Source organism: Ruegeria sp. AH3 (assembly GCF_056536265.1).
Map to the genome: position 1 here is coordinate 1,584,808 of NZ_JBQFJL010000001.1, position 23,527 is coordinate 1,608,334.

The window sequence follows — 23,527 nt, forward strand, 5'->3', positions numbered from 1 at the left end:
TACACTCTGAGCCATGACTTTTGTTGCTGAAAACCAACTACCGCTGCTGATCCTGTTCTTCCTGATCGGGTTGGTCGGCACGGGCTTTCTGTTTCGCAAACCTGCCGGACACCGGGCATGGAAGCTTGCCGATCTGGTCTGGGTCGTGCTGGGCGGAATTGGTGCGCTGGTGGCCGTGCTTGCGGGGCTTTATACCACGGACAGTTCCCGTCTGGATCGCCAGATCGATGTCGCGTATGCCGCCACGCTGGCCTTTGACCGCGATGCAGCGCGGTTCCGGCTGCGGTTCTGTGATCCCGCCTATGACCCCGATACAGCCGTCTTGTGTGAAAAGGTCGAATTCCTGTCTGCCTCCACCGCCAGCAACTCTGAACTGCCGCTGTTTATCGCCGTGACCAACGAGGTCGCGCCACTGCAGGGATTACATTTCCTGTTCGGCGGCAGCGCGAAAGACGACATGGACGAAGCGCGCGAAATGGCGGCAAAAGCAGATGCGTTCAGCATCGATCAGTTTCTTGTCTTCACGTCGCTCGACGAAGAAACACAGGCCGCAATCGACAACATGCGACGCAAGGTGCCTGCGATTGCGGGCGACTATCTGATCCTTGCCCAGAGCTATGATGATCTGATCGAGCAGGTCAGCAAGCTCAAGGATGAGTGGGAATATCTGCAGGCGAACGCGCATATCCTGGTGCTTCAGATCATCGCCCTGTGTCTGGTCAGCTTCGCCGCACCCTTCCGACTGGGTAAATCCATTGTCGAACTACGCACGGCGTTCAACGCCGATACGTCTGCGCCAGCTGCTCTGGATCAGCCCCAAGAAAATAGCGCATCAGAGTCCAGAGATTCCGCGCGCCGCGACGAAACCAGCCCTGACGGATATAGCGTTCCCCACTCGTAAACGCGTCGGCCTTCAACAGCGTAACCGACGACAAAGCCCCGATCAGGGCCACATCTTCCATGAGCGGTTGGTCGGGGAAGCCACCCGCCGCATCATAGTCTGCACGACGGACTAGCAACCCCTGATCGCCATAGGTCAGTCCAAAGACACGGCTGCGCATATTGGCCCAGCCCGCCACCCAACGCGCACCAAAACCGCTAGCGCGAAAGCGAAGCCGAAAGGCCGCCGGTCGTCCCGAAGGCAAATGGTCGGCGACAACGCTGCTCCACCCGGTCTGCAATTCGGTATCGGCGTGCAGGATCAGCAGCCATGCGCCCTTTGCTGCTGCGCAACCACGCCGCAACTGCCCCCCGCGCGATGGCGGACCCGTGATGATCTCGGCCCCTGCCTCGTCGACCATCTCAAGCGTTGCATCTTCCGAACCGCCATCAGTCACGATCAGCTCGCAAATCAGCCCGGTATGTAGTCCCTCCATCAACGCCTGCAACGTTGCGGGCAGGACCTGCTCGGCATTCAAGGTAGGGATCACGATAGAGATCGGAGCGGGCACGTCTGAAACCCTCTGGTCATGGCGGCGCGAACTCCTATATCACGGGGCCAGACCAGATGACGAGGATCAAACCATGCCCAATCGCCGCATTCTGCGCCTGTCCGGCAAGGACACAGACAGTTTTCTGCAGGGGCTGATCACCAACGACGTCCGGCGGTTGGATGATGGGCTAGTCTATGCCGCGCTGCTGACGCCACAGGGTAAATATCTGGCCGACTTTTTCTTGAAGCGGGACGGGGATTCGATCCTTCTGGACATAGCCGAAGCGTTGGCCGATGGGATTCAGAAACGCCTGAACATGTACAAGCTGCGCGCTGACGTGCAGATCGAGGTCACCGATCTGAACCTGCAACGTGGAACCGGTCCCGCGCCTGAAGGTGCCCTGCCCGACCCGCGCCACCCGGATCTTGGCTGGCGCATATATTCAACAAGCCCCGAAAACGAAGACAACACCGATTGGGACTCCATCCGCGTGCGGCATTGCATCCCCGAAAGCGGCGTCGAACTGCACCCCGACAGCTATATCCTGGAATCCGGGTTCGAGGCTCTCAACGGTCTGGACTTCAAGAAAGGCTGTTATGTGGGTCAAGAGGTCACCGCACGGATGAAGCACAAGACCGAGTTGCGGAAAGGTCTGCGGGTTGTCGAGATTTCTGGATCAGCCCCGGTCGGTACGGAAATTCAGTCCGGAGGCAAACCAGCAGGCGTTCTGTTTACGCAATCGGGCGGCAAGGCCATTGCCTATCTCCGGCTTGATCGTGCGGGCGATGACATGCAGGCGGGCGAAGCAAACTTGCGTTTTCCCGGCTGATACTTGTTGCCCTCGCGGCACGCGGCGGAAGCAACCCGTCATGTATGTTTGACCCCTGCCCTGCACGCGGTATCACTGGGGTTACTCAGGTATCGGGATATCCGCATGTTACGTCTTTACTCCGCTATCTGGCGCGTCAGCGCCGGTCGTCAGATCATCCTCATCCTGCTCTCATTAGCGATCGCCGCGCTGGCCGCCGCCCCGCTGGAGTTTCAGCGCGACATCGTCAATCACCTCACCTCGGACAATATCGACGTCAATCATCTGGTCCTGCTGTGCGCGGGTATGATGGCGATCATCCTGCTGAGCCTCGCATTGAAATGGGTGCTGGGCTATCGGGCCGGAACCTTGGGTGAAGACCTCATACGCCTGATCCGGGGGCGGTTGCTGGTTCGCGCTGTGGATATCGACCAGGCCGGAGAAGACCTGCGCACCGGCACGATGACAACCGCCGTTTCCGCCGAGGCCGAAGAACTGGGCAAATTCGCCGGCGGCGCGTTTTCAGACCCTGTGGTGCAGATCGGCACGTTGATCAGTGTCATCGGCTATATCTCATCGACGCAACCCGGGCTGGGTCTGATCGCCTTTTCCATGATCGTGCCGCAGATCGTCATCGTTCTGATCTCACAGCGCAAGGTGAACGTCTTCGTGGCCGAGCGCGTGCGAATCCTGCGGGACTCGACCGACCGTCTGACTCAACAGGATATTGACGCGGCCGCACAGGACATCGAACAGCTGTTCGACGACATCTACGAGACGCGTCGCAAGATGTTCCTGTGGAAGCTATCCGCGAAATTCCTGCTAAGCGTCATCAATGGCGCAGGCACGGTTGGCGTTCTGATGCTGGGGGGCTGGCTGGTGCTGCAGGGCCGGACGGATGTCGGCACCGTCATGGCTGCCACCAGCGGGCTCAGCCGTATTCAGGGGCCAACTGCGTTCCTGATCGCTTTCTACCGGCAGGTAAGCGCCAATCGCATCAAATACGAGCTTGTGCTTGAGCTGTTCGGCGACCATCCCGAACGGTACCGTCGCACCAACGCATAAAAAAGGGGCCGCGAGGCAGCCCCTTTGGTAACCTTCCGGCGCAATGTCAGGCGCGCTCGGAATAATCCATGGTCTCGGTGTTCACTACGATCATCTCATCCTGGCCAATGAAAGGCGGGACCATGACCTTGACGCCGTTGTCCAATATCGCCGGTTTGAATGAGTTCGCTGCGGTCTGACCTTTGACCACCGGTTCGGTCTCAACGATCTTGCAGGTTACTTTCTGGGGCAACGTGGCGTTCAGTGCCTCGGATTCATAGAACTCAACCACGATGGTCATGCCGTCCTGCAGAAACGGACGACGCTCGCCCAGCAGGTCCGAAGGCAGCTCGATTTGCTCATAGGTTTCAGAGTCCATGAACACCAACATGCCGTCAGATTCGTACAGAAACTGCTGATCCTTCTGCTCCAGGCGTACACGTTCAACTTTATCCGCTGACCGGAAACGTTCGTTCAGCTTCGATCCATTGCGCAAATTGCGCAATTCGACCTGCGCAAAAGCGCCGCCTTTACCGGGCTTTACGTGATCTACTTTGACCGCCGCCCACAGCCCGTCGTTATGCTCAAGCACATTGCCGGGGCGAATTTCGTTCCCATTTATCTTGGGCATGACTTAAATCCTTCATAAACGGTTGATGCGTCAGTTGCCGTCCCTATATCTGGCGTGACCACACCTGACAAGACAACGAGACCTAGTGCTGCAACCGCAGCAAGCCATGCAAATGACGCAACGCAACTATGCATTTTAGGTGTATCCGAATCGCACCTAATAGGTCATAAGGACCGTCACGCCGAAAATGCAAGAGCAAGAACAACAAGGAAAACGAGATGAGAGATTTCGTTGACGGCACTGCCTTTAACAACGAGCAAGGCAATCGTGCACGCAAACTTTTCGCGGCCGTTGTACTGGCTGCTCTGGACGACGCCATCGCCGATGACAAGAAATACGGTAATGGTCCTGAACAAATCGCCCGTTGGGCCCGTTCGCGCGATGGGCGCGAAGTGCTGTCCTGCGCTGGTATCGACCCGAACGAGCGGGTTGTCGATGGCCTGATGGAATTCGTAGGCCGCGGTGTGCGGACCTCGGTTGCGCTGTCGCGCGAGGAAAGCGAACGCCGGAATGCAGCACAACAGGCAGAAGCCGCCTGATCACGTTCTGTATTTCGTGCAAAAAGCGCGCCCTCTCAGCGGGGCGCGCTTTTTCGTTGTCGACCAAGTAAGTTCAGAAAAACAGCAGCCATTGCCGCGCGACCCAAAGCTCAGCGGCGAGCATCAATGCAAATACCAGCTTGGCTGATGTTGATAGCCCTCGGCGCCACAGAATTCCGTAGGACCCGATGCACATCGCAATGGAAATCGGTGCGATCCACAGCGCATGGTGCGCGCTGTCCCAATAACTGAACGGACTGTGAAATACCCAATTGCTAAACGGCCAAAAGTGCGGTCGCCCGTCACCCGCATGCAGCAGGAAATCCAGTGCCAGATGCAGAAGGCCTGCCGACGCGCCGACCGTCAACAGATGCCATCCACGCCAAAGCCCCAAGGCCAGAGCCATCCCCCACAAGAAAAAGGAGTTGTCGACGGCAAAAACCGTCTGCCAACCCGGAGAGAAGTAGAGCTGCCCAAACACGACCTGTTCTGGGATATTGAGCAGGAACAGCGACACCCCTGCCATCAGATACAAGGACAGATCAGGCAACAGGGATCCCCCTACCACCGCCCACAAGACGGGCCCTCGGGCCGGGCGGGCAAAGGCGGCAGCGCCAATCAAAAGATGCGCAGGTGTGTTCATCTAGGCTTTTCCTTTGCCACCAAATCAGGTCATCTGCGCATCAACATAGGAGAGGGTCCATGGCGCGGTCCATCATGATTCAGGGCACTGGCAGCAATGTCGGAAAATCGGTTTTGGTGGCCGGGCTGGCACGCGCCTACACGCGGCGCGGGTTGAGGGTGGCGCCCTTCAAGCCGCAGAATATGTCGAACAACGCTGCCGTCACCGAAAACGGGGGTGAGATCGGGCGTGCTCAGGCGCTACAGGCGCGGGCTGCGAAACGGCCAACCCACACGGATATGAACCCGATCCTGCTCAAGCCCGAAACCGATACTGGCGCTCAGATTATCGTTCAAGGCCAGCGTGCAGGCACAATGCAGGCGGGTGATTATCGCAAAGATAAATCCAAACTGCTGAACGCGGCGATGGAGAGCTTTGATCGTTTGTGCGATGATGCCGATCTGGTTCTGATCGAAGGTGCAGGCAGCCCCGCCGAAACAAACCTGCGCAAGGGGGATATTGCCAATATGGGCTTTGCCTGCGCCGCCGACGTTCCGGTGGTGCTGGTCGGCGATATTCATCGTGGAGGTGTGATCGCCCAGATCGTAGGAACGCAGGCGGTTTTGGACGCCAAAGATGTGCAGATGATCCGGGGCTTCGCCGTGAACCGGTTTAAAGGCGATGTGTCGCTTTTTGATGAAGGGCGTGACGATATCGCCGTCCGCACCGGTTGGCCCTGTCTAGGCGTGGTACCGTGGTTCCATGACGCGTGGAAACTTCCCGCTGAGGATATGATGGATATCCGCTCGCACACGGGTGGAGACTGCAAAATCGTAGTGCCTCAGCTGGAGCGGATGGCGAATTTCGACGATCTCGACCCGCTCTCGGCTGAGCCGGGTTTGTCGGTCGAGATTATTCCAGCCGGCCATCCCCTGCCCGGCGACGCGGATCTGGTTCTGCTGCCGGGCAGCAAGTCAACCATCGGCGATCTGACTTATTTCCGCGCACAGGGCTGGGATATCGACCTCTATGCGCATGTGCGCCGGGGTGGGCATGTTCTGGGGCTCTGCGGCGGGTATCAGATGTTGGGCAAGACTATCTCTGACCCCGATGGCGTGGATGGCCGCCCCGGCACGGTCGATGGGCTGGGCCTGCTGGATGTCAGCACTACGATGGTGGGGCAGAAGCAAGTCACACTCCGCAACGCGACCGCCTTACCCAATGGCGAACCGGTAAGTGGTTACGAAATCCATATGGGCCGCACAGATGGACCGGACTGCACCCGCGCATGGCTACAAATCGAAGGACGGCCCGAAGGGGCCGCAAGCGCCGATGGTCGGATACGCGGCAGCTATCTGCATGGAATCTTCACCTCGGACGCGTTTCGCGCCAGCTATCTGGCGCAATTGGGTGTGAGCGCAGAAAACGCATATGAGGATGGGGTCGAGCAGGTTCTGGACGATCTTGCCGACCATCTGGAGAAGCATATGAATCTGGATCTTTTGCTGGCGCTTGCGCAAGAACCTCGGCGCGGTTAGCGATTATTTGGCGCTTTGCCCCGCAATAGCCCGGGCAATCTCGCGCCGGACCATTTTGCGCAGGTTGCGTGTGATCCGTTCCCCGAGCGCGCCCTGCAGCTCTTCCCTGACGATCTGAGTCACGATTTCGCGCAGTTCCTCTTCGCTCAGGTTCAACACAGAAGGCTTGGTGGCCTTATCTCCGGCAACAGCTGGGGCGCGCACGAAGGTCGCGGCCTGTTCTGCCTCGGGTTCGGTGGTTTTGGCTTGAGCGAAACCATTTTCAACCGGCCATTCAACAGCCTTGGTCCTGGTTCCCGAATAGTCGTCATCGCTTTCGCCATCGGGTTCCCACTGATCCTCGGTCCGTGCGATAGCGGCTTCCAGGGCCTCGATCTTGGCGCTCAGACTGCCAGCCAGATCGCGTTTGGGGGCCTCTTCTTGAGCGACCTTTGTCTTCGCGTCGCCCTCGCGCACGACATCACTGGGTTGCAAGCGCATCGGTTCGGCAGGGGATTGAGGCGCATTCGCAGCCTCCGCAGGCGCACTCTCTGGGGCGCTGTGCCGCGGTGTTAATTTGAGCGGCGCAAGCTTCTCGGGCATCAGCGGTTCGTCGCTTACGCGCAGCGCATCGGTCAAAACGAGCCGACCCGGCTTGGGTGCCGGAGCGGTTGGGATAAAGATAAATTCTGATTCCTCATGCGTATCTTCGTTGACCAAGCGTTTGACCGACGAAAGAACGTCCTGAGAACCGGTATTTACAACACTATCTGACATAATTCACTACCGCTCTAAGCCTAAGTCCGATTGTAGCCAATCCGGACCCTCACCACAACCGGTAGTGATGCCACTTAGTCGCGGCGCAACGCCTTGAGCACTCGATCCAGATCACGGCTTTGCTTGCTGATCTGCGACGGGGCCTTCTTAACCAGGTTGTAATACAGCGTCGGATCATAGATCTGAACGGCCAATCCCAGGCGCTCAGCAGTCAGCAACCCCTGAGCCTGCAGCAACTCATACGCAGCGCGGGACCGTTCCGTGCGTGACGCCACCTCGGCCAGTTGCGCATCCAGCAAATCCTGCTGCGCGTTCAGAACATCCAATGTGGTCCGTGCGCCCAGAGTTGCCTCTTCACGGATACCGTCGAATGCGACCTGCGAGGCGCGAACCCGTTCGGTCGAGGCCCGCAAGCTGGCTGAGGCAGCCTGAAATGCCGCATAACGATCCGTGACTCCCTGCGTGATATCTTTCTGCACATTCAGCAGATTTGCGCGCGACGCATCTCGTGTCGCCATTGCGCGACGCACAGCCGCGGCCAGCCCACCGCCGGAATAGATCGGCTGATTGAAGTTCAGCGAGATCGTCGCGTCGTTGACATAGTTGTCGTTGTCGTAGCTTTCCGTAATGCCCGCATCCGCGTTCAAGCTGACATTCGGACCCAGATTTGCGCGTTGTTGCTGCACGATCAGGTCCAAAGCGCGAACCTGATGCTGCGCTGAAAGGATGGCAGGGTGGTTTCGCTGCGCCAGATTGATCGCATCGCCCTCTGATCGCGGGAGATTGGGCAATCTCGGCTGACCTGCCGTGCGTCCCGGCGCCTTGCCGACCGCGTTTACATATTCGGCCTGCGCGATGCTCAGGTTACCGCGGGCGACCGCCAGATCCGCCTGCGAGCTGGCAAGCTGCGCTTCCGACAGCGCCACGTCTGTACGGGTGACCTCACCAACTTCGAAACGGTCCTGAGAGGCACGCAATTCTTCCGCAGACACTTCGACGTTGTTCACGCGAATCGCCACGGTTTCTTCCTGCAACAGCACGCCCAGATAAGCATTCGCCGCGCGGATCAGGATTTGTTGTTCGATATCGATCAAGGATTGGCGGGTGGACAGCACGGTTTCCTGCGCCGACTGTTTTCCCAGAACAGATGCCCCACCATCATAGATCAATTGACCCAAAGTAAGACCACTGAAAAAGTTCGATGGCTCATTCGTGGTGACAATTCCACCGGTGCGCGATCGTGTGTAATCCCGGCTCACCTGTACCGTCCAGCTGATGATCGGGCGCAGCGCAGAGAGGGCAATTGCAACGTCTTCATCCGCTGCCCGCAACAAAGCGCGGTTCTGTTCAAGTAGGCCGCTGGTGTTATATGCACCGATAAACGCATCGGTCAGATTATCCGCCCAAACCGGTCTTTCGGGCACTGCACTCAATGCAATACCAGCTGCCAAAGCCAATCCTTTGACCAGCTTCCCTGTTGCCGTCCCGCGCATCACCAAATCCTCTCAAATCGAAATTACGCAACCACCAAGGCAGTTTGCGCCGATGTTTTCAAGTAATCAAGGCGTCAAAAAACTTCTATTTATTAACTATAGCGAAAATGCACACTCAGCGCAAAAAGCGGGTAAAACCGGGGCGCTGGCATTAAAGGCAAAGCGCCAGGATACTCGGCCCGAGGATTTGTGACCGATTTTTACTGTGCCCAAATCGCCTTCCATAAACAGACAGACAATCCGACCACGATCTTTGAGCTGATCCAGCAGAGTGTCGGGCACCTGTTCCACCCCACCCTGGATCATGATCACATCATAAGGTCCGTGCTCGGCTGCACCCTGCTCTAACGGGCCTGTGTGCACGATCGCATTGTCGGCATCCGCTTCCATCAGCAAAGATTGTGCCTCAGCGGCCAGATCCTCATCCGATTCAACGGCAACCACCAGTTCTGCCATGCGCGCGGCTACCGCGGTCGAATATCCAAGTGCCGGAGCGATATCCAACACCACTTCGTCGTTGGCGATATTCAAAGCATCAAGCATCTTGGCCAGCGTCCGGGGTTCCAACAAGCAACGTCCGGCACCCAATTCGATCAGATCGCCGACATAGGCGGCCTCACGCTGCGCATCTGGCACGAAGTTTTCGCGCTTAACGGTCAGCATGGCATCAATGATCGGAAATTTGGTCACGTCCGAAGGCCGGACCTGCGTATCGACCATAGTAAGGCGTCGTGCTGCGAAATCTGTCATGTGATCGCTCATTCTTTTTCGCTCAGTTATCGGGCTTGTGCCACATCCGACCCCCTGCGGCAACGGGCCAGAGCGCAAATCCGTCCGCGGCAAAAAAGACCTGCCGACACGGCGTCGAATTCGCAGACCGGGACCCCAGAATTGCATGTTAGGCTCTGGACCTTCATTTAGAAAGCTGTTAGAACCCCACCCACACCACGGCAAGTGATTGATTTCACTGGGAAAGGCGAGTTGGCGGAGTGGTGACGCAGCGGATTGCAAATCCGTGTACACCGGTTCGATTCCGGTACTCGCCTCCAATAAAATCAATGACTTGCGTCATTCCCCTTCTCCTTCACTGCCATTTTTGAAACAAGCGTTGAAACTTTCACGTTTCGGTCTTGCTTCGTTCCATTTGATTTCTTGCCTCTTGGGCGCGCTTCGCCAGCTCTCTTTGCCGGATCGGCCCGCCATATTTTTTCAGCATCTCAACGCCTGAATGACCGGTGACAGCTTTGACCATCTCGTCATCGCATCCAGCCAGATAAAGCTCGATCGTTGCGTTTTTTCTGAGCCCGTGCGTTTTGTAGTAGCTCGCCTTCTCGTGCTTCATCTTCTTTTTGATGGCACGCATTTCCTCGGCGACTATACGGTAGCTCACTGGTCGACCCTTCGCGTCGGTCACAACAGTGCCGTCTGTTCGCGCAATTCCGTCGAGATGGGCCTTCAGCCGGTCGGTAAGCGGGATCCACAGCGGCTTGTCGGTTTTACCCTGAGTGAAATCGAACCCTGCGTCGGAAAAGTGTGCCCACTTCATTTTCACTACATCGCCGATACGCTGGCCTGTACCAACGCAAAGCTCATAGACCAGCCGCGCCCGCTTTGAAGCCAGCACTTCGAACTCTTCACGAACATCATCTGGCCAAGGTTCCCAGCCATCACTCTGCTGTTTGAAGAGCGGAATGCCCTTCGCCGGATTGCCGTGCTCTTTCTTGATGAAGCCGATCAACCGGGCGTGATTCATCAAGACGACCATGACCTGGACAAGATAGTTGGCTTGCCGCCAGTGATCCGCATTTGCCCGGTGCAGTTCATAAATGTGGTGGGTTTCGATCCTAGCCGGGTCTTTGTCGGCCCAGATCTCACGAATGTGGCTGATATAGCGCCGATAGTCGGATCTCGTACGGGGCTTCAGCTTCTTGTAGGCGTCGCTCTCGTAGTAGCTAAGAATCAACGCCTCAAAATTGCGTTTCACCGGCGCTGGCGCTGGTTTTCCCTTCAGCAGGCGATTGTAATGATCCCAAAATTCCGGCGTGCCCGCTTCCTCGTGCATCATGACCGAGATACCGCGTGAACGCCGCATGAACCGTAGGTAGCCCCTGTCATTATAGACGTATTTTGGCAGGCTCTTTCGGGTCATTCGCCCATTCTCAAGTCACTATTGAGAAAGTCGTCGGCTGCCTCTGGCGCGACCATGTTGGCATCGACGATGACGCTGCCGTCAGGCTTAATCTCGAACTTCGCGCGCTGCCAGCCTGCCTCCCGCGCCTCACGGATGAAGGCCGAGGCTGCCTGCTTCGCCTTTGTCTGTGCACTAGCTTTGGTCATCTTATCGACACCTCTCTCACCTCGTTAACAACGCGCATTATCACCCTGATCCATATTGATATTTCCGATTGCTCCGCGCGTAGAACGTCTGTCTTTCGCCGCGCGAATGGCGCGGATCACTTCTGAATTTTGGGAGTTTCCATTGCGATCGGACTCCGCTTTGATCCACTCCTTGAGCTCTTGCGGAAGCCGAAGCTGCATTGGTTTACGACTGTTCATGAAACGCCTCCAGGTTGAAACCATATTCAACTAGTGGCATTTAGCCACTATTGCGTCAATCGCTTTTTATGGCACAGTGCCACCATGCCAGAACAAAGCTCTCAAAATCAGGATAAATTCATCGTGCGGCTGCCAGACGGCCTGCGCGATCGAATACGCCTCGCAGCCGAGGCCAACCATCGCAGTATGAATGCTGAGGTCGTTGCCCTACTCGAAGAAAACTATCCGGCCCCAGTGCCGGAAAAACTGGACGACCCCGCCGCGCGACTGTTGTTTTGGCTCGCCAAACGCATCCGCAGAAGGAACCCGAAGCCCGGAACTCCCAGAGATAAGCAAGCCGCCCTGTATGAGCGCATTGCGGGCGATATCGCGGAACGTATGAAGGACATCGGCGAATAGCCTTAGTAGGCCACCCACTCATATCCATGGTTGCCTTCGTGATCTTCCCATTCGACACCGACCCCGCGACGCCAGCTTGACGACGAACAGCGCCGTGACGGCAGAACCCATTGCGGGGCGGCCGTTGGTGTCGTGCGTTGCCAGCCAAATTCGCCTTGTGTGCCGTAGGTCCCGAGGCGCATGTTATAACTCTCAGAACAATCATCGTCGCGGCCACGTTCGCGATGGCTGTAGTGCCGAACATCCCAAACACGGATCGAGCGCACAAAATCGAATTCCAGACCACTGATGTCGATATCGGCACCGTCTTCGACCACCTGAGCCAGGATGACTTGGCCAAGCGTCTGACTTGATTGGTTGCTGGCCTCCCAGACTTTAGGGGCAATACTTTGCAACGGCGCGCGCTCAGAAACCCCCATCGGGCAGCGCCAGATTTGCAACGGCGGCTCAATCGGCCAGGGCGTGATCCGGCGGATAAACACTGCTCGGGCGTGGGCACATTCTGCTGACGCGGGCCAACCACCGGCCAGGCAAAGCAGAATGGCGCAATCGACCTGATAGGCCTTTGCCGCCTGCGGGGCCACGGTTGAAAGAAGAGCCACGACAGCTCCGGCGCTCAAATTTCTGATAAGTCTGCACCACATATCAATAAATGCCTTCTGACTACATTACTGCATTATTGATACACTAGCTCCAACCTCAACCTTCACACCATATGCGAGCATAGGGTTTATGATGTTCGCGCGCGTTTTGTGGAATATATTCCGTAGAGCGGTTCTTGTGATCTGGCCGAATACAGGCCATGAAATTACGGGAACAAGTAGGGTTAAATATCCGGAATCTAAGAAATTCCAGAGGGTTGAGCCAAGAACAATTAGCATTAGCTGCCGACCTGGATCGTAGCTACATCAGCGAGATCGAACTCGCGAAATTCTCAGCATCGATCGATGTTCTGGAGCGGATTGCCCATGCTCTCGACATCGCTCCCAAGGAACTGTTTAACGAGAGGGGCTAGTTTTGCCCGAACTTGAGAGTGTTCGCACGACGGCCGAAGCCATCGGTCGCATTACGTGTATCAAGACTGGCGAAGAAATCGGTCTGCTGTATCAGTGGGATAACGGCGAGACGCAGGCAGCGTTATACGATGGCGGCCATCCTAAAACACCACACCGCTCAGATCACCCCGCTGAACCGGACCTTGGTGCAAAACGCAGCTAACGCCCGGAAAGAGCCATCCTGTGAATTCGGTTCTCTCGCTGTGCGCGCTCGCAGAACTTTCGTCATAAAATTACAGCGAAGATCCTTGCTGTGCTGCAGCAGGAATAACGGTCACTCGCACCTCTGACGGTGAATTCGTCAACGGAAATGGCTGAATTGCCTTTCAGGCCACCCTAAATCGGGGCTTGTTCAAGCCAGGGCTTGGCCCAAGGCTCTCGCAGTCGACACAACGGCGGCACGTGCCTTGGTAAGTGCTTCATAGTCAAACCTTTCGCGCGGCCCAGACACCGCGAGAGCCCCGTAAAACTGTCCGGTCGCGTCTATGACCGGAGCAGCGACAGCCGAGACATGGGGATTCCGCTCGCCTTGCGAAATACAGCTTCCGTCCGCCGCGAGACGCGCTTTTGCGGCACTGTTGCCCAGATAGTAGGCAGCCAAAATATGAGCTGACGCTCCTGAACGCATGGTCAGGCGCGTGCCCTCTTCAAGGTGGTGCCGTACCGGATCGGGTGAATTCTCACGATACAGGCATACCCGCTCATCTTGATCGGGAACATGGAACGAAGCCGTCTCGCCGGTTTCGCCAACAAGTTTGCGCAAGGCGGGGCGCACGGATTCGCCGAGTTCGAAATTCAGGCGGTACAATCCGCCAAGCCGCCACAATGCTGGCCCAAGACGAAAACGCCTGTCTGGACCGCGTTTCAGATAGCCATATCGTTCCAGAGACGCCGCAAGGCGGCTGATGTTACTTTTGTGAAGCCCTGTTTCCGAAGCGATTTCCGTCAACGTCAACATTTGTCGTTCTGTCGAGAAAGCTTCGAGAATTGACAACGCCTTTTCGACGGACTCGACGCGGGCCTGCTTCATTTGTTCCACTCTGCGCAACTACGTTTATATAATGTTGCCAGCATCGCAACAACTTGTCTACCCTCCGGCTCATCTTTTAGGGAGGAACTGAAGTGAAATTAAGCAAACTATTCGCAGCAAAGGCTGCACTGGCGACCGCGGCCGTGATGACTTTCGCGGTTCCGGCGCAGGCCACGGAATGCGTCGCAGGGGCCAACCCCGGCGGCGGCTGGGATTTCACCTGCCGTCAGATCGGCAAGATCCTGTACGACATCGGCGCGGTCGATAAACCTGTACAGGTTACCAACATGCCCGGTGGCGGCGGCGGCCTGGCCTTTACCCATGTGGTCACCGACCGCAACGATGATGCCGACCTGATCGTGGCAGCGTCGTCGGCGACCAGCACCCGTCTGGCGCAGAACGCCTATGCTGGCATGACTGCCGATCAGGTGCGATTTGTCGGCGCTATCGGGATTGATCCGGGCATACTGGCCGTGGCCGCCGACAGCCCGTACCAATCGCTGGGTGATCTGGTCGAGGCGGTCAAAGCCGATCCAGGCTCGGTCGCGTTTGCCGGCGGTTCATCCACAGGCGGGTTCGACCACATGAAACCGCTGATGGTCCTGAAGGAGGGCGGCTTTACCGACATCACCAAGGTGAAATATATCGGGATGGACGGCGGCGCCGATGCCATCACACAGACCGTGGGCGGATTTACGCAGGTGATGACCGGCGATTTGTCCGAAGTTGTGGGTTTCCTGGCCAATGGCGATCTCCGCGTGATCGCGGTGCTGACCGAAGAGCGCGTGCCGGGGTTTGAGGACATCCTGACCGCCAAGGAACAGGGCTACGACGTCGTTGCTGGTAACTGGCGTGGGCTTTACATTCCGCGCGGTGTTTCTGACGACACGTTCCAGATGTGGGCTGGCAAGCTGCAGCAGGTTGCTGACAGTCCTGATTGGGCCGAAGCCATGGCTGCTAACGGCCTGGCACCGTTTACCATGGTTGGAGATGATTTCCAGGGCTATGTCGATAACCTGATCGTCGACATTCGCCAGATGTCGAAAGAACTGGGGGTTATCCAGTAATGGCCTCTGATCGGATTTTTGGTCTGATCGCTCTGATCACGGCGGTCGCGTATATCGCGGCTGCCACTCAGATCCAGACCAACCCATTCTCGGGCGAGTTTTTACCCAAGCTGTTCCCGCTCTTGATTGGCGGTGTCGCAGCAATTGCCTCTTTGGTTTTGGTCTTCAAACCCGATCCAGACCCCGAATGGCCCGACGGCCGAACATGGGGCAACCTGTTGGTCGCAGTGATTGTGTTGGCTTTCTATTCGGTGCTGATGTCACCACTTGGTTTCATCCTGCCCACAGCAGTAGCGGCCACAATCCTAAGTTACCAAATTTCACCGAACCGCAAGAAAGCCATCCTTGCTGGGATCGGTCTGTCGCTCGGTCTGTTCGTTGTCTTCAAGTTCATTCTGATGCTGGGAAACATCGTCGCATACCGCATCCCAACGCCTGCAAAGCTATGGGAAGCAATCTCAATTCTTATTCCATTCGTGGGGCACTGATCCATGGAAACCCTCGCAAATCTCGCCCTTGGCTTTTCGGTGGCACTGTCGCCTTACACTTTGATGCTGGCCGTGATCGGTTGCTTTATTGGTACCATCATCGGCGCCCTGCCTGGTCTGGGCCCATCGAATGGCGTCGCCATTCTGATCCCGATTTCCTTTGCACTTGGTCTTGATGCGACCGCAGCTTTGGTCTTAATGACCGCCGTTTACTACGGCGCAATGTATGGCGGGCGGATCAGTTCCATTCTGCTGAATATTCCAGGTGATGAACCTGCTTTGATGACAACGCTGGACGGCTACCCGATGGCCAAGCGAGGCGAAGCTGGCAACGCGCTGGTTCTGTCTGGTGCGGCCTCTTTCGTTGGTGCATTTCTGGCCACTGTCGGCCTGATACTCCTGGCCCCCGTGCTGGCGCGAGTAGCGTTTCTGTTCGGACCGGCCGAATATTTTGCTCTTTATATGCTGGCCTTCTGCACGCTGGGTGGTATGGCCTCGAACAACCAAGCAAAGTCAGCCATCGCCGCTTGCATTGGCCTTGGTATCGCGGTGATCGGGGTAGATTCCTCGTCTGGCCTGCCGCGCCTGACAGGCGGCAACTTGCACCTTTATGACGGCGTTGATTTCTTGGTGGCCATCGTCGGACTTTTTGCCATTGCCGAGTTGTTTTTCTTTGTCGAAAGCCATGGCAAAGGATCATCCATCGGTGTGGTTTTGGACAAAGTCTCGATCCCTTGGAAATACATCCGAGACACGAAATGGACGATGCTGCGCTCATCTGGCGTCGGTTTCATCGCAGGTGTTTTGCCCGGTGCCGGTGCTTCATTGGGATCGTTCCTGGCCTACATGACAGAAAAATCCATCGCCGGCGAAAAGGGCGGCTTTGGCACCGGGGCGCCCAAGGGCATTGCCGCCCCCGAGGCAGGCAACAACTCGGCCGCGGGCGGAGCGCTGGTGCCTATGTTGACGCTTGGCGTACCAGGCTCTGGCACAACGGCCGTTCTGCTGGCGTTGCTCATGACATTGAACATCACACCGGGACCGACGTTGTTTCGTGACAACCCAGATGTTGTCTGGGGCCTGATCGCATCGCTGTTGATCGCAAACGTTGTGTTGCTGATCATGAACGTGCCGATGGTGAAAATCTTCGTAAAGGTCCTCTCAGTGCCTGCGTGGATCCTGCTGCCGGGTGTCACAATGATCTCGACCACAGGGATCTTCGCACTCACTGGCAGCTACTTTGATCTGCTGATGCTGGTCGGCTTCGGGATGCTGGGCTACATCCTGCGAAAACTGGATATCCCAACGGTGCCCGTGATCCTTGGCATCCTGCTGGGCGGCCATATGGAGGACGCCTTGCGCCGCGCTATGACCCTGTCAGACGGCGACGTGGCCTATCTGTTCTCGTCCCCGATTGCGATCGGGCTGTGGGCGGCGGCGGTTGCTGGCTTCATCGCGCCAATGTTCCTGCGCAACATTCTGCGAAAGCCGCAGGCGATCACCGACTGAGGATCACATCACCGGGCATCGTCAGGTTGTTGGGAACCTGACGATCCCTCGCAGTCAAAAGCGAACGGCCGGTTTGAAACAGCGGCCACAGAGCTATCTGCTTTGGCTTTGAAACAAGGATACGATAATGCGAGCAGCTGTTGTTCGAGATTTCAATGAAGATCTCTCTATCGAAAAGGTTGACGACCCGGCCTGCCCAGACAACGGGGTCATTCTGAAAGTTGCGGCTTGCGGGGTTTGTCGATCAGATTACCGCGGTTGGTCAGGCGGACATCCCAAGGTGCAGAACGGATCTATCTTGGGACACGAATACTGCGGAACCGTTGTAGAGGCTGGCCCGCAGGCACAATACAAAGTTGGCGACCGGCTAATCGCACCGTTCATTCTTGGGTGTGGCAAATGCCTGGCCTGCAACACCGGCGTTTCCAACACATGCGCAAATCAGATCGTACCCGGATTTGGGACGCCGGGAGCCTATGCCGAATATGTCGCTGTGCCGCTTGACCACAATTTGGTTTACCTGCCGGACAGTTTACCCCCCGCGTTGGCCGCAGGATTGGGATGCCGCATCACGACCGCGTGGCATGCGTTGACCGATCGCGCCGGTGTTCAGGCGGGTGACTGGGTCGCGGTCCACGGAGCGGGCGGGATCGGCCTCTCGGCTTTGCTTCTGGCAAAAATGCTGGGTGCGCAGGTTGTCGTCGTTGATATCGTTGAAGAAAAACTAAAATTTGCCAAGCAACACGGTGCCGACGCGGTGGTGAACGCAGCCAAAAACGACGCCGCAGAGGCAATTCGGGAAATCACGGGCGGCGGCGCGCAGGTCTCAATCGAAGCCCTCGGAATTGAAGCCACAACAAACGCATCTTTGGAATGCCTTGCGATGTTAGGCCGGCACGTTCAAATCGGCGCGCCATCAGGCGATGGCCTAATGCAAATTAGTGTTCGGTCGATCTACTCTAAGCAGCTGTCCCTTTTTGGGACACGCGGCATGCCATCATGGAAGTATCCAAACCTCCTTAGCATGATCGAACGCGGGAGCGTCGATCTCAGCCCAATGGTCGCAAGAGAAATCGCGCTCTCAGAGGCAAGCACGGAATTGCGCGCAATGAAGGGGCCTACGCCTCCGGGAACGGCAGTTATCACCAATTTTCTGAAATAAACTAAAATGTTAAAAGCCAAGGCTGAATACTCTTAGCAAGGAAAATGGAATACAGTAATGAGCTCTTTCTCAGCATTCGCCGCTGCTTGCCGGGATGCCTGGCGCCAGATCGCGAACGTCCCACGATCATCATGACTATTCGGGAAACCCGTGCATTTGCCGATGTTTCGCCGGAAAACGCCGAGACCTGGCGAAAGGCCGGTCTCAGCATGCGACGGCATCGCGGATCGCTGCGGGATTTCATGGCGGCTCAGAGCCCAAAGCGCCGAATGCTGCGGCAAGGTTCAAGTGGCGCTAACTGTTATAGAAGCTGCCATTCACATTTGCGGATCAACGGTATGCAAGTGAGAGATTGCGTTCCGCTCAATCCCCCAAAGCTTCACTCGGCGGCAATGAACTTGGGGGCAGGTAAAGATCGTTTCCGATGCCATCTTCGCAAGATCGAAACGAGATAAACACAGCTCATAAGCGCGAAATATGACGTTTTGTTCGGCTCTGAGGCTCCGGAAACGAGAGGGGTAATCCTACGGAGTCAAAAGAATCCTTGACCAATTCCAACATCAGCTCTAGTAAAAATGAAATAGCGTTTTGAAGAGTGAAACGCTGAGGGATAAAATGCGGAGTCGCTCATATCGCGGACCCGCAAGCCAACCAACAGTTAGGGAGGAGCCTGACATGATTAAAGATAACCGAAAATTGACGCTTACTGCGGGTCTCGTGGTTAGCAGTCTGGCAATGGCTGCGCCTGCCTTCGCCGAAGGCGAGGTGGTGTTTTCATCCTGGGGAGGCTCCTTTCAGGATGCCTTGCGTTCCGCCATGCTGGAACCCGCAGCCAGCGCATTGAATGTCACGGTCAAGGAAGATACGACAAACGGCATCCAGGACGTGCGCGCACAGATCACAGCGGGTGCCGTCGCCTGGGATGTGACCGAGCAGGACTTGCCCTCGTGCGAGACGCTCAGCCGTGAAGGTGCTCTTGAGCCGATTGATTATTCGGTTGTCGACACGACGGGTATCCCGGAGGAGCTGATCCACGAAAACTACATCGGCTTCATCAACTTCACCAAGGTGATTGCCTATCGCAAGGATGCCTTTGGCGACAATGGTCCGTCCAACTGGGCAGAGTTCTGGGATCTGGAAAACTTCCCCGGCAAGCGCGGCATGCACGGCAAGGTGAACTACAATCTTGAGGCCGCCCTTATGGCCGATGGTGTGCCTATGGCAGAAATCTACGACATTTTGGCCACGGACGAGGGCATGGAGCGCGCCTGGGCCAAGTTGGGTGAGATCGCACCCGAAGTTACCGTTTGGTATCGTGGCGGATCACAATCCGCACAATTGCTGCGTGATGGTGAAGTAGACGTGATTCACATGGGCCATAACCGCGTGGAAAGTGTGATCGCATCAGGCATTGACGTTGCATATGCATTCGATGGTGGCACGATGGATGTCGATTGCTTGCTGGTGCCCAAAGGCGCGCCGAACGTCGAAAATGCGATGCGCCTGATCAATGAATTGCTGAGTGCCGAAGCGCAGGCGCGGCTGGCCGTGACAATGCCGCTGGGCCCGGTCAACACGGGTGCATTCGATGCCGGGATTATCTCGGAAGAGATGGCGGTCAAGGTCAACACCCATCCCGACAACTACGGCAAGCAACTTCTGGTCGATCCGAACTTCTATATCGGCCAGTTGGGTGAGTTGACCGAAGAGTTCGACACGCTGATCCAGCAATAATCCAATTTGGCGCAGTGCATCTCGTGCTGCGCCTTTTTCGTCAGGTTAGGAGCCCCTATGTCACCTGCTGCCCAATCCCTTCCCATCGACATTTCCAACCTTTGCAAGGCCTACGGTGCGGTCAAAGCGCTCGATGACGTATCGCTGAATATTTCTGCAGGTGAATTCCTGACACTGCTTGGGCCATCGGGCTCGGGCAAAACGACGCTTTTGATGGCACTGGCCGGTTTTGTACGCCCAGATGGCGGATCGCTCCGTTTTGGCGGTCAGGAAATGATTGCGACGCCGCCCCATAAGCGCGGCCTCGGCATGGTTTTCCAAAGCTATGCGTTGTTCCCATTCATGACGGTGGCTGAAAACGTGGCCTATCCGCTGAAAATCCGCGGGGTTTCCAAAAGCGATCAAAAGACCCAAGCCGAACGTGCGCTGGATACGGTACAGCTTGGCGGCTATGGAGATCGGCGTATCACTCAATTGTCTGGCGGCCAGCGACAGCGTGTGGCTCTTGCCCGCGCCATGGTTTTCGAGCCGCAGATCATCCTCATGGATGAACCCCTGTCCGCGCTCGACAAAAAGCTGCGCGAACATATGCAGATTGAACTGAAGGCGCTCCATGAAAAATTGGATGCGACCGTTGTCTACGTAACCCATGACCAGCGCGAAGCGCTGACGATGTCAGACAGGATTGCGGTGGTCAATCACGGTCGGATCGAGCAGATCGATACACCCGAGCGGCTGTATCGCCAGCCACACAGTTTCTTTGTGGCGGATTTTATCGGCGAATCCATTTCGGCGCCGGTGAAGGTAGCCAATGATGCGGCGCAGCTTGGTGGGCGTTTGCTGAAATCCAATTCACCCATCGCCCAGGGACGGGGTGGCCACCGCCTGGTGATCCGGCCCGAATTGCTGGAGGTCACCGCGGGTGCAGTACCTGAAACTGCCAATGATCTGTCCGGCCGGGTCAAAGACATCATTTATCAAGGCGACAGTGTGCTGGTTATCGTTCAGCACGACAGCGCAGGCGAGATCAACTTGCGTGTCCCTGCCAATCGCGCTGGCCAAACCGGGCTGCCTTCCAAAGGAGAGCAAATTGGCCTTGCCCTGCATCCCGAAGACACGATCATCGTACCGGAGCATGTGGCATGAGTATCGCCGAGGTCTATGAAGGTGCAGGGACGCTTCAGAACGCCAGCACGCTCAAAACTGAAGAACGCCGCGAAAGATTGACGTTTTTTGGGCTTTCGATGCCCGCGGTTGTGACGATTCTTGTTGTCGTGTTTCTGCCAATTTTCTGGTTGTCTTCGCTCTCGTTTTACAATGCGGCGGGCGAGTTGAGCATGGAAAACTACGCGCGCATCTTTGAAAGCGCTTTGTACCGTCGGACCTTTGTTGTCACCTTTCAGATCAGCATCGCTGTGACGGTGATTTGTGTCCTTCTGGGATATCCGCTGTGTTACTGGCTGACCAGGATGCCGAACAGAACGGCTGCCATTTTGATGGTTTTCGTGCTGGTCCCGTTCTGGACGTCGGTTCTGGTGCGGACATATGCCTGGCTGGTGCTGTTGCAGCGGAATGGCATCATCAATTCGTCGCTGATGTCGCTTGGCATCGTCGAGGAACCGCTGCAACTGGCGCACAACCTCACGGGATCAATCATTGGCATGGTACATATCATGCTGCCGTTTCTGGTTTTGCCGCTCTACGCCACCATGCGCAACATTGACACCGACCTGGTTCGGGCCGCTGTGGGGCTTGGCTCCAGCCCGCGCGGGGCATTCTGGCGGGTGTTTTTCCCGATGTCCCTGCCGGGCCTTTTTGCCGGCATCGTGCTGGTCTTCATCCTGTCACTTGGGTTCTTCGTCACACCTGCTTTGCTGGGCGGTGGCCGCGTGCAGATGCTGGCGCAACGCATCGAAAGCACAATCACGGTCTATTCCAATTGGGGTGCAGCATCCGCATTGGGCGTTGTCCTGCTGCTGCTGGCTCTGGCGATGATCTGGCTGATGAACCGTGTCTTCGGGCTCGACAAACTCTTTATGCGCTGAGGAACTGAAAATGGAACAAGTCGGACAACGTAAAATCGACGGTCTGTGGCTGACTGTGGTCGGCATCGCGGTACTGTTCTTTCTGATCCTGCCAACGCTAATTGTGATCCCGATGTCGTTTTCGGGGGCCTCATATCTGGAGTTCCCACCAACGTCATTTTCGTTTCGCTGGTACACGGCCTATTTCACCTCCGCAGAATGGATGAGCGCCACAAAGACCTCACTGATCGCGGCTGTATTGACCACGGCGATCGCAACACCTTTGGGCTCACTTTGTGCATATGGCCTGCATTGCTCTGCCCCACGGATCAGGAGCGCTGCGCAGATCCTCGTGATCATGCCCATCGTCGTACCGGTGATCCTGATCGCCGTCGGCGTGTTCAGTCTTTATGCCAAGCTGGGCCTCAACTACACGCTGACCGGAATCGTGATCGCCCATACCGCGCTGGCGCTTCCCTTTGTGATCGTGACCGTGATGTCGGGTTTGCAGAACTACGATTTCAATCAGGAACTGGCGGCGCGCAGCCTGGGTGCATCCCGAGCCTACGCGTTGTGGACGGTGACTGTGCCGCAGGTCAAATTCTCGATCCAGACCGGGGCCTTTCTGGCCTTCATCACATCGCTGGACGAGGTGGTGATTTCGATGCTGGTCTCGGGTGGCGAAAAGGCCACAATCACTCGTCGCATGTTCAATTCGCTGCGCGATCAGCTAGATCCGACCATTGCAGCGATCTCGACCTGCCTGATTATCGTGTCAATCTCGGCGCTCATCGGCGTGCAGTTGATTGGCCGCAGCAAGAATGCTGACAAATGATGGGCTCTTTATATCTGACCAATCTCGGCCCGGATCTGGCGGGCGGCATCGAGCACCGCGGCGCGATAGCCTTCGACAGTGGTTTCGTCGAAGCGAACGCGCAGGCCCGACAGGCTGACTGCACCCAGCAGCTCGCCCTCAAGCCCAAGAACCGGAACCGACAATCCAGCAACGTCCGGATCACGTTCACCAAGGCTGAGATAATAGCCGGCCTTCCGAATGTTGGCGGCCTGTTTGCCTTGCCTGATAGAATAGGCATCCAGCACTCGGCCCGACGAGCCAATGCCCAGCGGAATGACCTCGCCCTCCTGAATATGATCCCGCGCAAGCCTAGGCGAGTTGACTCTGTAGAGGCAAACGCCGGAGTTGCCGCGTTGCACATAAAACGACGCGCTTTCCCCCGTTGCATTCACCAGGTTCGCCAGCACAGGGCGCACAATAGGCCCCATGCGGAGGTTCTGGCGAAATACGGATCCAAGACGCCACAAAGACGGGCCGAGGTGAAACAGGCCTTCGCCGTCTCGCGTGATATGGCCAAACTTTTCAAGAGAGACGCTCAGCCGCAAGATTGTTGCTTTATTGACGCCACTACGGTCCGCAACTTCTTTCAGAGACAGCCCCGCATCGCCGGGCTCAAAGCTGTCCAGCACACGCAATGCGCGTTCGACCGCTTCGACACCACCATTCGTGTCGGGGGTTCGGGGCTTGTCGGGCATGGGCAGACCTTTCGACGCAAATCCGTCACTTTTTATAGCTGGTTTGAACGCAATTGGAAATCGCAAATAATGAAGGCATCTGGCAATG

General features: G+C 56.7%; 27 protein-coding genes, 1 tRNA gene and 2 pseudogenes. 18 read left to right on the top strand and 12 right to left on the bottom strand.

The genetic code is table 11. From position 1 onward, the window contains the following. Nucleotides 1-13: 13 nt before the first annotated feature. A pseudogene (locus tag ACR3EM_RS07890) lies at nucleotides 14-769 on the top strand (hypothetical protein); the annotation flags it as partial. Between the two features lie 7 nt (nucleotides 770-776). Here the strand turns inward: ACR3EM_RS07890 and ACR3EM_RS07895 are convergent. Then, complete coding sequence (locus tag ACR3EM_RS07895) at nucleotides 777-1,451, bottom strand: TIGR04283 family arsenosugar biosynthesis glycosyltransferase (RefSeq protein WP_480470242.1); 675 nt, start codon at nucleotides 1,449-1,451, stop codon at nucleotides 777-779. A gap of 73 nt (nucleotides 1,452-1,524) precedes the next feature. Between ACR3EM_RS07895 and ygfZ the strand changes: the two genes are divergently transcribed. Further along, complete coding sequence (gene ygfZ, locus ACR3EM_RS07900; RefSeq protein WP_480470243.1) at nucleotides 1,525-2,262, top strand: CAF17-like 4Fe-4S cluster assembly/insertion protein YgfZ; 738 nt, start codon at nucleotides 1,525-1,527, stop codon at nucleotides 2,260-2,262. Nucleotides 2,263-2,367: 105 nt separating this feature from the next. Next, nucleotides 2,368-3,306 carry an ABC transporter transmembrane domain-containing protein gene (locus ACR3EM_RS07905; RefSeq protein ID WP_480470244.1) on the top strand — a complete coding sequence of 313 codons (939 nt, stop codon included), beginning with the start codon at nucleotides 2,368-2,370 and terminating at the stop codon, nucleotides 3,304-3,306. Between the two features lie 46 nt (nucleotides 3,307-3,352). Here the strand turns inward: ACR3EM_RS07905 and efp are convergent, their stop codons facing one another. Beyond that, entirely contained in the window at nucleotides 3,353-3,916 is a 564-nt protein-coding gene (gene efp, locus ACR3EM_RS07910; RefSeq protein WP_420586640.1) for an elongation factor P, read from the bottom strand. A gap of 218 nt (nucleotides 3,917-4,134) precedes the next feature. Here efp and ACR3EM_RS07915 point away from each other — a divergent pair, with 218 nt between their 5' ends. Next, nucleotides 4,135-4,455: a DUF6280 family protein gene (locus ACR3EM_RS07915; RefSeq protein WP_170572372.1), complete on the top strand. Its 321-nt coding sequence runs from the start codon at nucleotides 4,135-4,137 to the stop codon at nucleotides 4,453-4,455. A 73-nt stretch (nucleotides 4,456-4,528) separates the two neighbouring features. On the opposite strand, the gene ACR3EM_RS07920 is transcribed toward ACR3EM_RS07915, so the two are convergent. Continuing rightward, nucleotides 4,529-5,098, bottom strand: a complete 570-nt coding sequence (locus ACR3EM_RS07920) for a cobalamin biosynthesis protein CobQ (protein WP_480470245.1) — start codon at nucleotides 5,096-5,098, stop codon at nucleotides 4,529-4,531. 59 nt (nucleotides 5,099-5,157) lie between these two features. Between ACR3EM_RS07920 and ACR3EM_RS07925 the strand changes: the two genes are divergently transcribed. Beyond that, a complete protein-coding gene (locus ACR3EM_RS07925; protein ID WP_480470246.1) occupies nucleotides 5,158-6,615 on the top strand; it encodes a cobyric acid synthase in 1,458 nt (485 codons plus the stop codon). A gap of 3 nt (nucleotides 6,616-6,618) precedes the next feature. Here ACR3EM_RS07925 and ACR3EM_RS07930 read toward each other — a convergent pair whose 3' ends face one another. The 3 genes from ACR3EM_RS07930 to ACR3EM_RS07940 form a co-directional block, all read right to left on the bottom strand. Continuing rightward, nucleotides 6,619-7,371, bottom strand: a complete 753-nt coding sequence (locus tag ACR3EM_RS07930) for a hypothetical protein (protein WP_480470247.1) — start codon at nucleotides 7,369-7,371, stop codon at nucleotides 6,619-6,621. Nucleotides 7,372-7,445: 74 nt separating this feature from the next. Then, nucleotides 7,446-8,864 (bottom strand): TolC family outer membrane protein, encoded by a 1,419-nt coding sequence (locus ACR3EM_RS07935; RefSeq protein ID WP_480470248.1) that lies wholly within the window; start codon nucleotides 8,862-8,864, stop codon nucleotides 7,446-7,448. A gap of 96 nt (nucleotides 8,865-8,960) precedes the next feature. Next, nucleotides 8,961-9,614 (bottom strand): protein-L-isoaspartate O-methyltransferase family protein, encoded by a 654-nt coding sequence (locus tag ACR3EM_RS07940; protein ID WP_480470249.1) that lies wholly within the window; start codon nucleotides 9,612-9,614, stop codon nucleotides 8,961-8,963. 225 nt (nucleotides 9,615-9,839) lie between these two features. Here ACR3EM_RS07940 and ACR3EM_RS07945 point away from each other — a divergent pair. After that, nucleotides 9,840-9,913 (top strand) — tRNA-Cys (locus tag ACR3EM_RS07945). A gap of 68 nt (nucleotides 9,914-9,981) precedes the next feature. Here the strand turns inward: ACR3EM_RS07945 and ACR3EM_RS07950 are convergent. From ACR3EM_RS07950 to ACR3EM_RS07960, 3 genes are all read right to left on the bottom strand, one after another. Next, nucleotides 9,982-10,926, bottom strand: coding sequence for a site-specific integrase (locus ACR3EM_RS07950; RefSeq protein ID WP_480470250.1), 945 nt, complete (start codon nucleotides 10,924-10,926; stop codon nucleotides 9,982-9,984). Nucleotides 10,927-11,009: 83 nt separating this feature from the next. Further along, nucleotides 11,010-11,201 (bottom strand): hypothetical protein, encoded by a 192-nt coding sequence (locus tag ACR3EM_RS07955; RefSeq protein ID WP_024096637.1) that lies wholly within the window; start codon nucleotides 11,199-11,201, stop codon nucleotides 11,010-11,012. A gap of 24 nt (nucleotides 11,202-11,225) precedes the next feature. Further along, nucleotides 11,226-11,420 (bottom strand): Arc family DNA-binding protein, encoded by a 195-nt coding sequence (locus tag ACR3EM_RS07960; RefSeq protein ID WP_024096636.1) that lies wholly within the window; start codon nucleotides 11,418-11,420, stop codon nucleotides 11,226-11,228. 33 nt (nucleotides 11,421-11,453) lie between these two features. Between ACR3EM_RS07960 and ACR3EM_RS07965 the strand changes: the two genes are divergently transcribed. Next, complete coding sequence (locus ACR3EM_RS07965; protein WP_170574427.1) at nucleotides 11,454-11,819, top strand: Arc family DNA-binding protein; 366 nt, start codon at nucleotides 11,454-11,456, stop codon at nucleotides 11,817-11,819. A gap of 2 nt (nucleotides 11,820-11,821) precedes the next feature. On the opposite strand, the gene ACR3EM_RS07970 is transcribed toward ACR3EM_RS07965, so the two are convergent. Then, on the bottom strand, nucleotides 11,822-12,463 hold the full coding sequence (locus tag ACR3EM_RS07970) for a hypothetical protein (protein ID WP_170574424.1): 642 nt from the start codon (nucleotides 12,461-12,463) through the stop codon (nucleotides 11,822-11,824). A 158-nt stretch (nucleotides 12,464-12,621) separates the two neighbouring features. Between ACR3EM_RS07970 and ACR3EM_RS07975 the strand changes: the two genes are divergently transcribed. Continuing rightward, a complete protein-coding gene (locus tag ACR3EM_RS07975; RefSeq protein ID WP_040103945.1) occupies nucleotides 12,622-12,834 on the top strand; it encodes a helix-turn-helix domain-containing protein in 213 nt (70 codons plus the stop codon). Nucleotides 12,835-12,836: 2 nt separating this feature from the next. Then, nucleotides 12,837-13,037, top strand: coding sequence for a hypothetical protein (locus ACR3EM_RS07980; protein ID WP_170449555.1), 201 nt, complete (start codon nucleotides 12,837-12,839; stop codon nucleotides 13,035-13,037). A 189-nt stretch (nucleotides 13,038-13,226) separates the two neighbouring features. Here the strand turns inward: ACR3EM_RS07980 and ACR3EM_RS07985 are convergent, their stop codons facing one another. Next, nucleotides 13,227-13,904, bottom strand: a complete 678-nt coding sequence (locus ACR3EM_RS07985) for an IclR family transcriptional regulator (RefSeq protein WP_170449553.1) — start codon at nucleotides 13,902-13,904, stop codon at nucleotides 13,227-13,229. A gap of 92 nt (nucleotides 13,905-13,996) precedes the next feature. Between ACR3EM_RS07985 and ACR3EM_RS07990 the strand changes: the two genes are divergently transcribed. From ACR3EM_RS07990 to ACR3EM_RS08030, 9 genes and pseudogenes are all read left to right on the top strand, one after another. Next, nucleotides 13,997-14,971 (top strand): Bug family tripartite tricarboxylate transporter substrate binding protein, encoded by a 975-nt coding sequence (locus ACR3EM_RS07990; protein ID WP_480470251.1) that lies wholly within the window; start codon nucleotides 13,997-13,999, stop codon nucleotides 14,969-14,971. Further along, on the top strand, nucleotides 14,971-15,459 hold the full coding sequence (locus ACR3EM_RS07995; RefSeq protein ID WP_170449549.1) for a tripartite tricarboxylate transporter TctB family protein: 489 nt from the start codon (nucleotides 14,971-14,973) through the stop codon (nucleotides 15,457-15,459). Before ACR3EM_RS07990 ends, ACR3EM_RS07995 begins: the two co-directional genes overlap by 1 nt. Before the next feature lie 3 nt (nucleotides 15,460-15,462). Continuing rightward, complete coding sequence (locus ACR3EM_RS08000; protein ID WP_170449546.1) at nucleotides 15,463-16,968, top strand: tripartite tricarboxylate transporter permease; 1,506 nt, start codon at nucleotides 15,463-15,465, stop codon at nucleotides 16,966-16,968. A gap of 127 nt (nucleotides 16,969-17,095) precedes the next feature. After that, a pseudogene (locus ACR3EM_RS08005) lies at nucleotides 17,096-17,485 on the top strand (alcohol dehydrogenase catalytic domain-containing protein); the annotation flags it as partial. A gap of 72 nt (nucleotides 17,486-17,557) precedes the next feature. Next, nucleotides 17,558-18,130, top strand: coding sequence for a zinc-binding dehydrogenase (locus ACR3EM_RS08010; protein WP_480471908.1), 573 nt, complete (start codon nucleotides 17,558-17,560; stop codon nucleotides 18,128-18,130). A gap of 675 nt (nucleotides 18,131-18,805) precedes the next feature. Further along, complete coding sequence (locus ACR3EM_RS08015) at nucleotides 18,806-19,864, top strand: ABC transporter substrate-binding protein (protein ID WP_170449542.1); 1,059 nt, start codon at nucleotides 18,806-18,808, stop codon at nucleotides 19,862-19,864. 57 nt (nucleotides 19,865-19,921) lie between these two features. Then, on the top strand, nucleotides 19,922-21,010 hold the full coding sequence (locus tag ACR3EM_RS08020) for an ABC transporter ATP-binding protein (RefSeq protein WP_170449540.1): 1,089 nt from the start codon (nucleotides 19,922-19,924) through the stop codon (nucleotides 21,008-21,010). Then, nucleotides 21,007-21,909, top strand: a complete 903-nt coding sequence (locus ACR3EM_RS08025) for an ABC transporter permease (RefSeq protein WP_170449538.1) — start codon at nucleotides 21,007-21,009, stop codon at nucleotides 21,907-21,909. The genes ACR3EM_RS08020 and ACR3EM_RS08025 overlap by 4 nt, the downstream gene beginning before the upstream one ends. A 10-nt stretch (nucleotides 21,910-21,919) precedes the next feature. Then, the gene (locus ACR3EM_RS08030) at nucleotides 21,920-22,723 is read left to right on the top strand and encodes an ABC transporter permease (RefSeq protein ID WP_170449536.1); all 804 of its coding nucleotides are present in this window, start codon (nucleotides 21,920-21,922) and stop codon (nucleotides 22,721-22,723) included. Nucleotides 22,724-22,731: 8 nt separating this feature from the next. On the opposite strand, the gene ACR3EM_RS08035 is transcribed toward ACR3EM_RS08030, so the two are convergent. Continuing rightward, on the bottom strand, nucleotides 22,732-23,439 hold the full coding sequence (locus ACR3EM_RS08035) for an IclR family transcriptional regulator (RefSeq protein WP_170449533.1): 708 nt from the start codon (nucleotides 23,437-23,439) through the stop codon (nucleotides 22,732-22,734). Nucleotides 23,440-23,527: the final 88 nt, after the last annotated feature.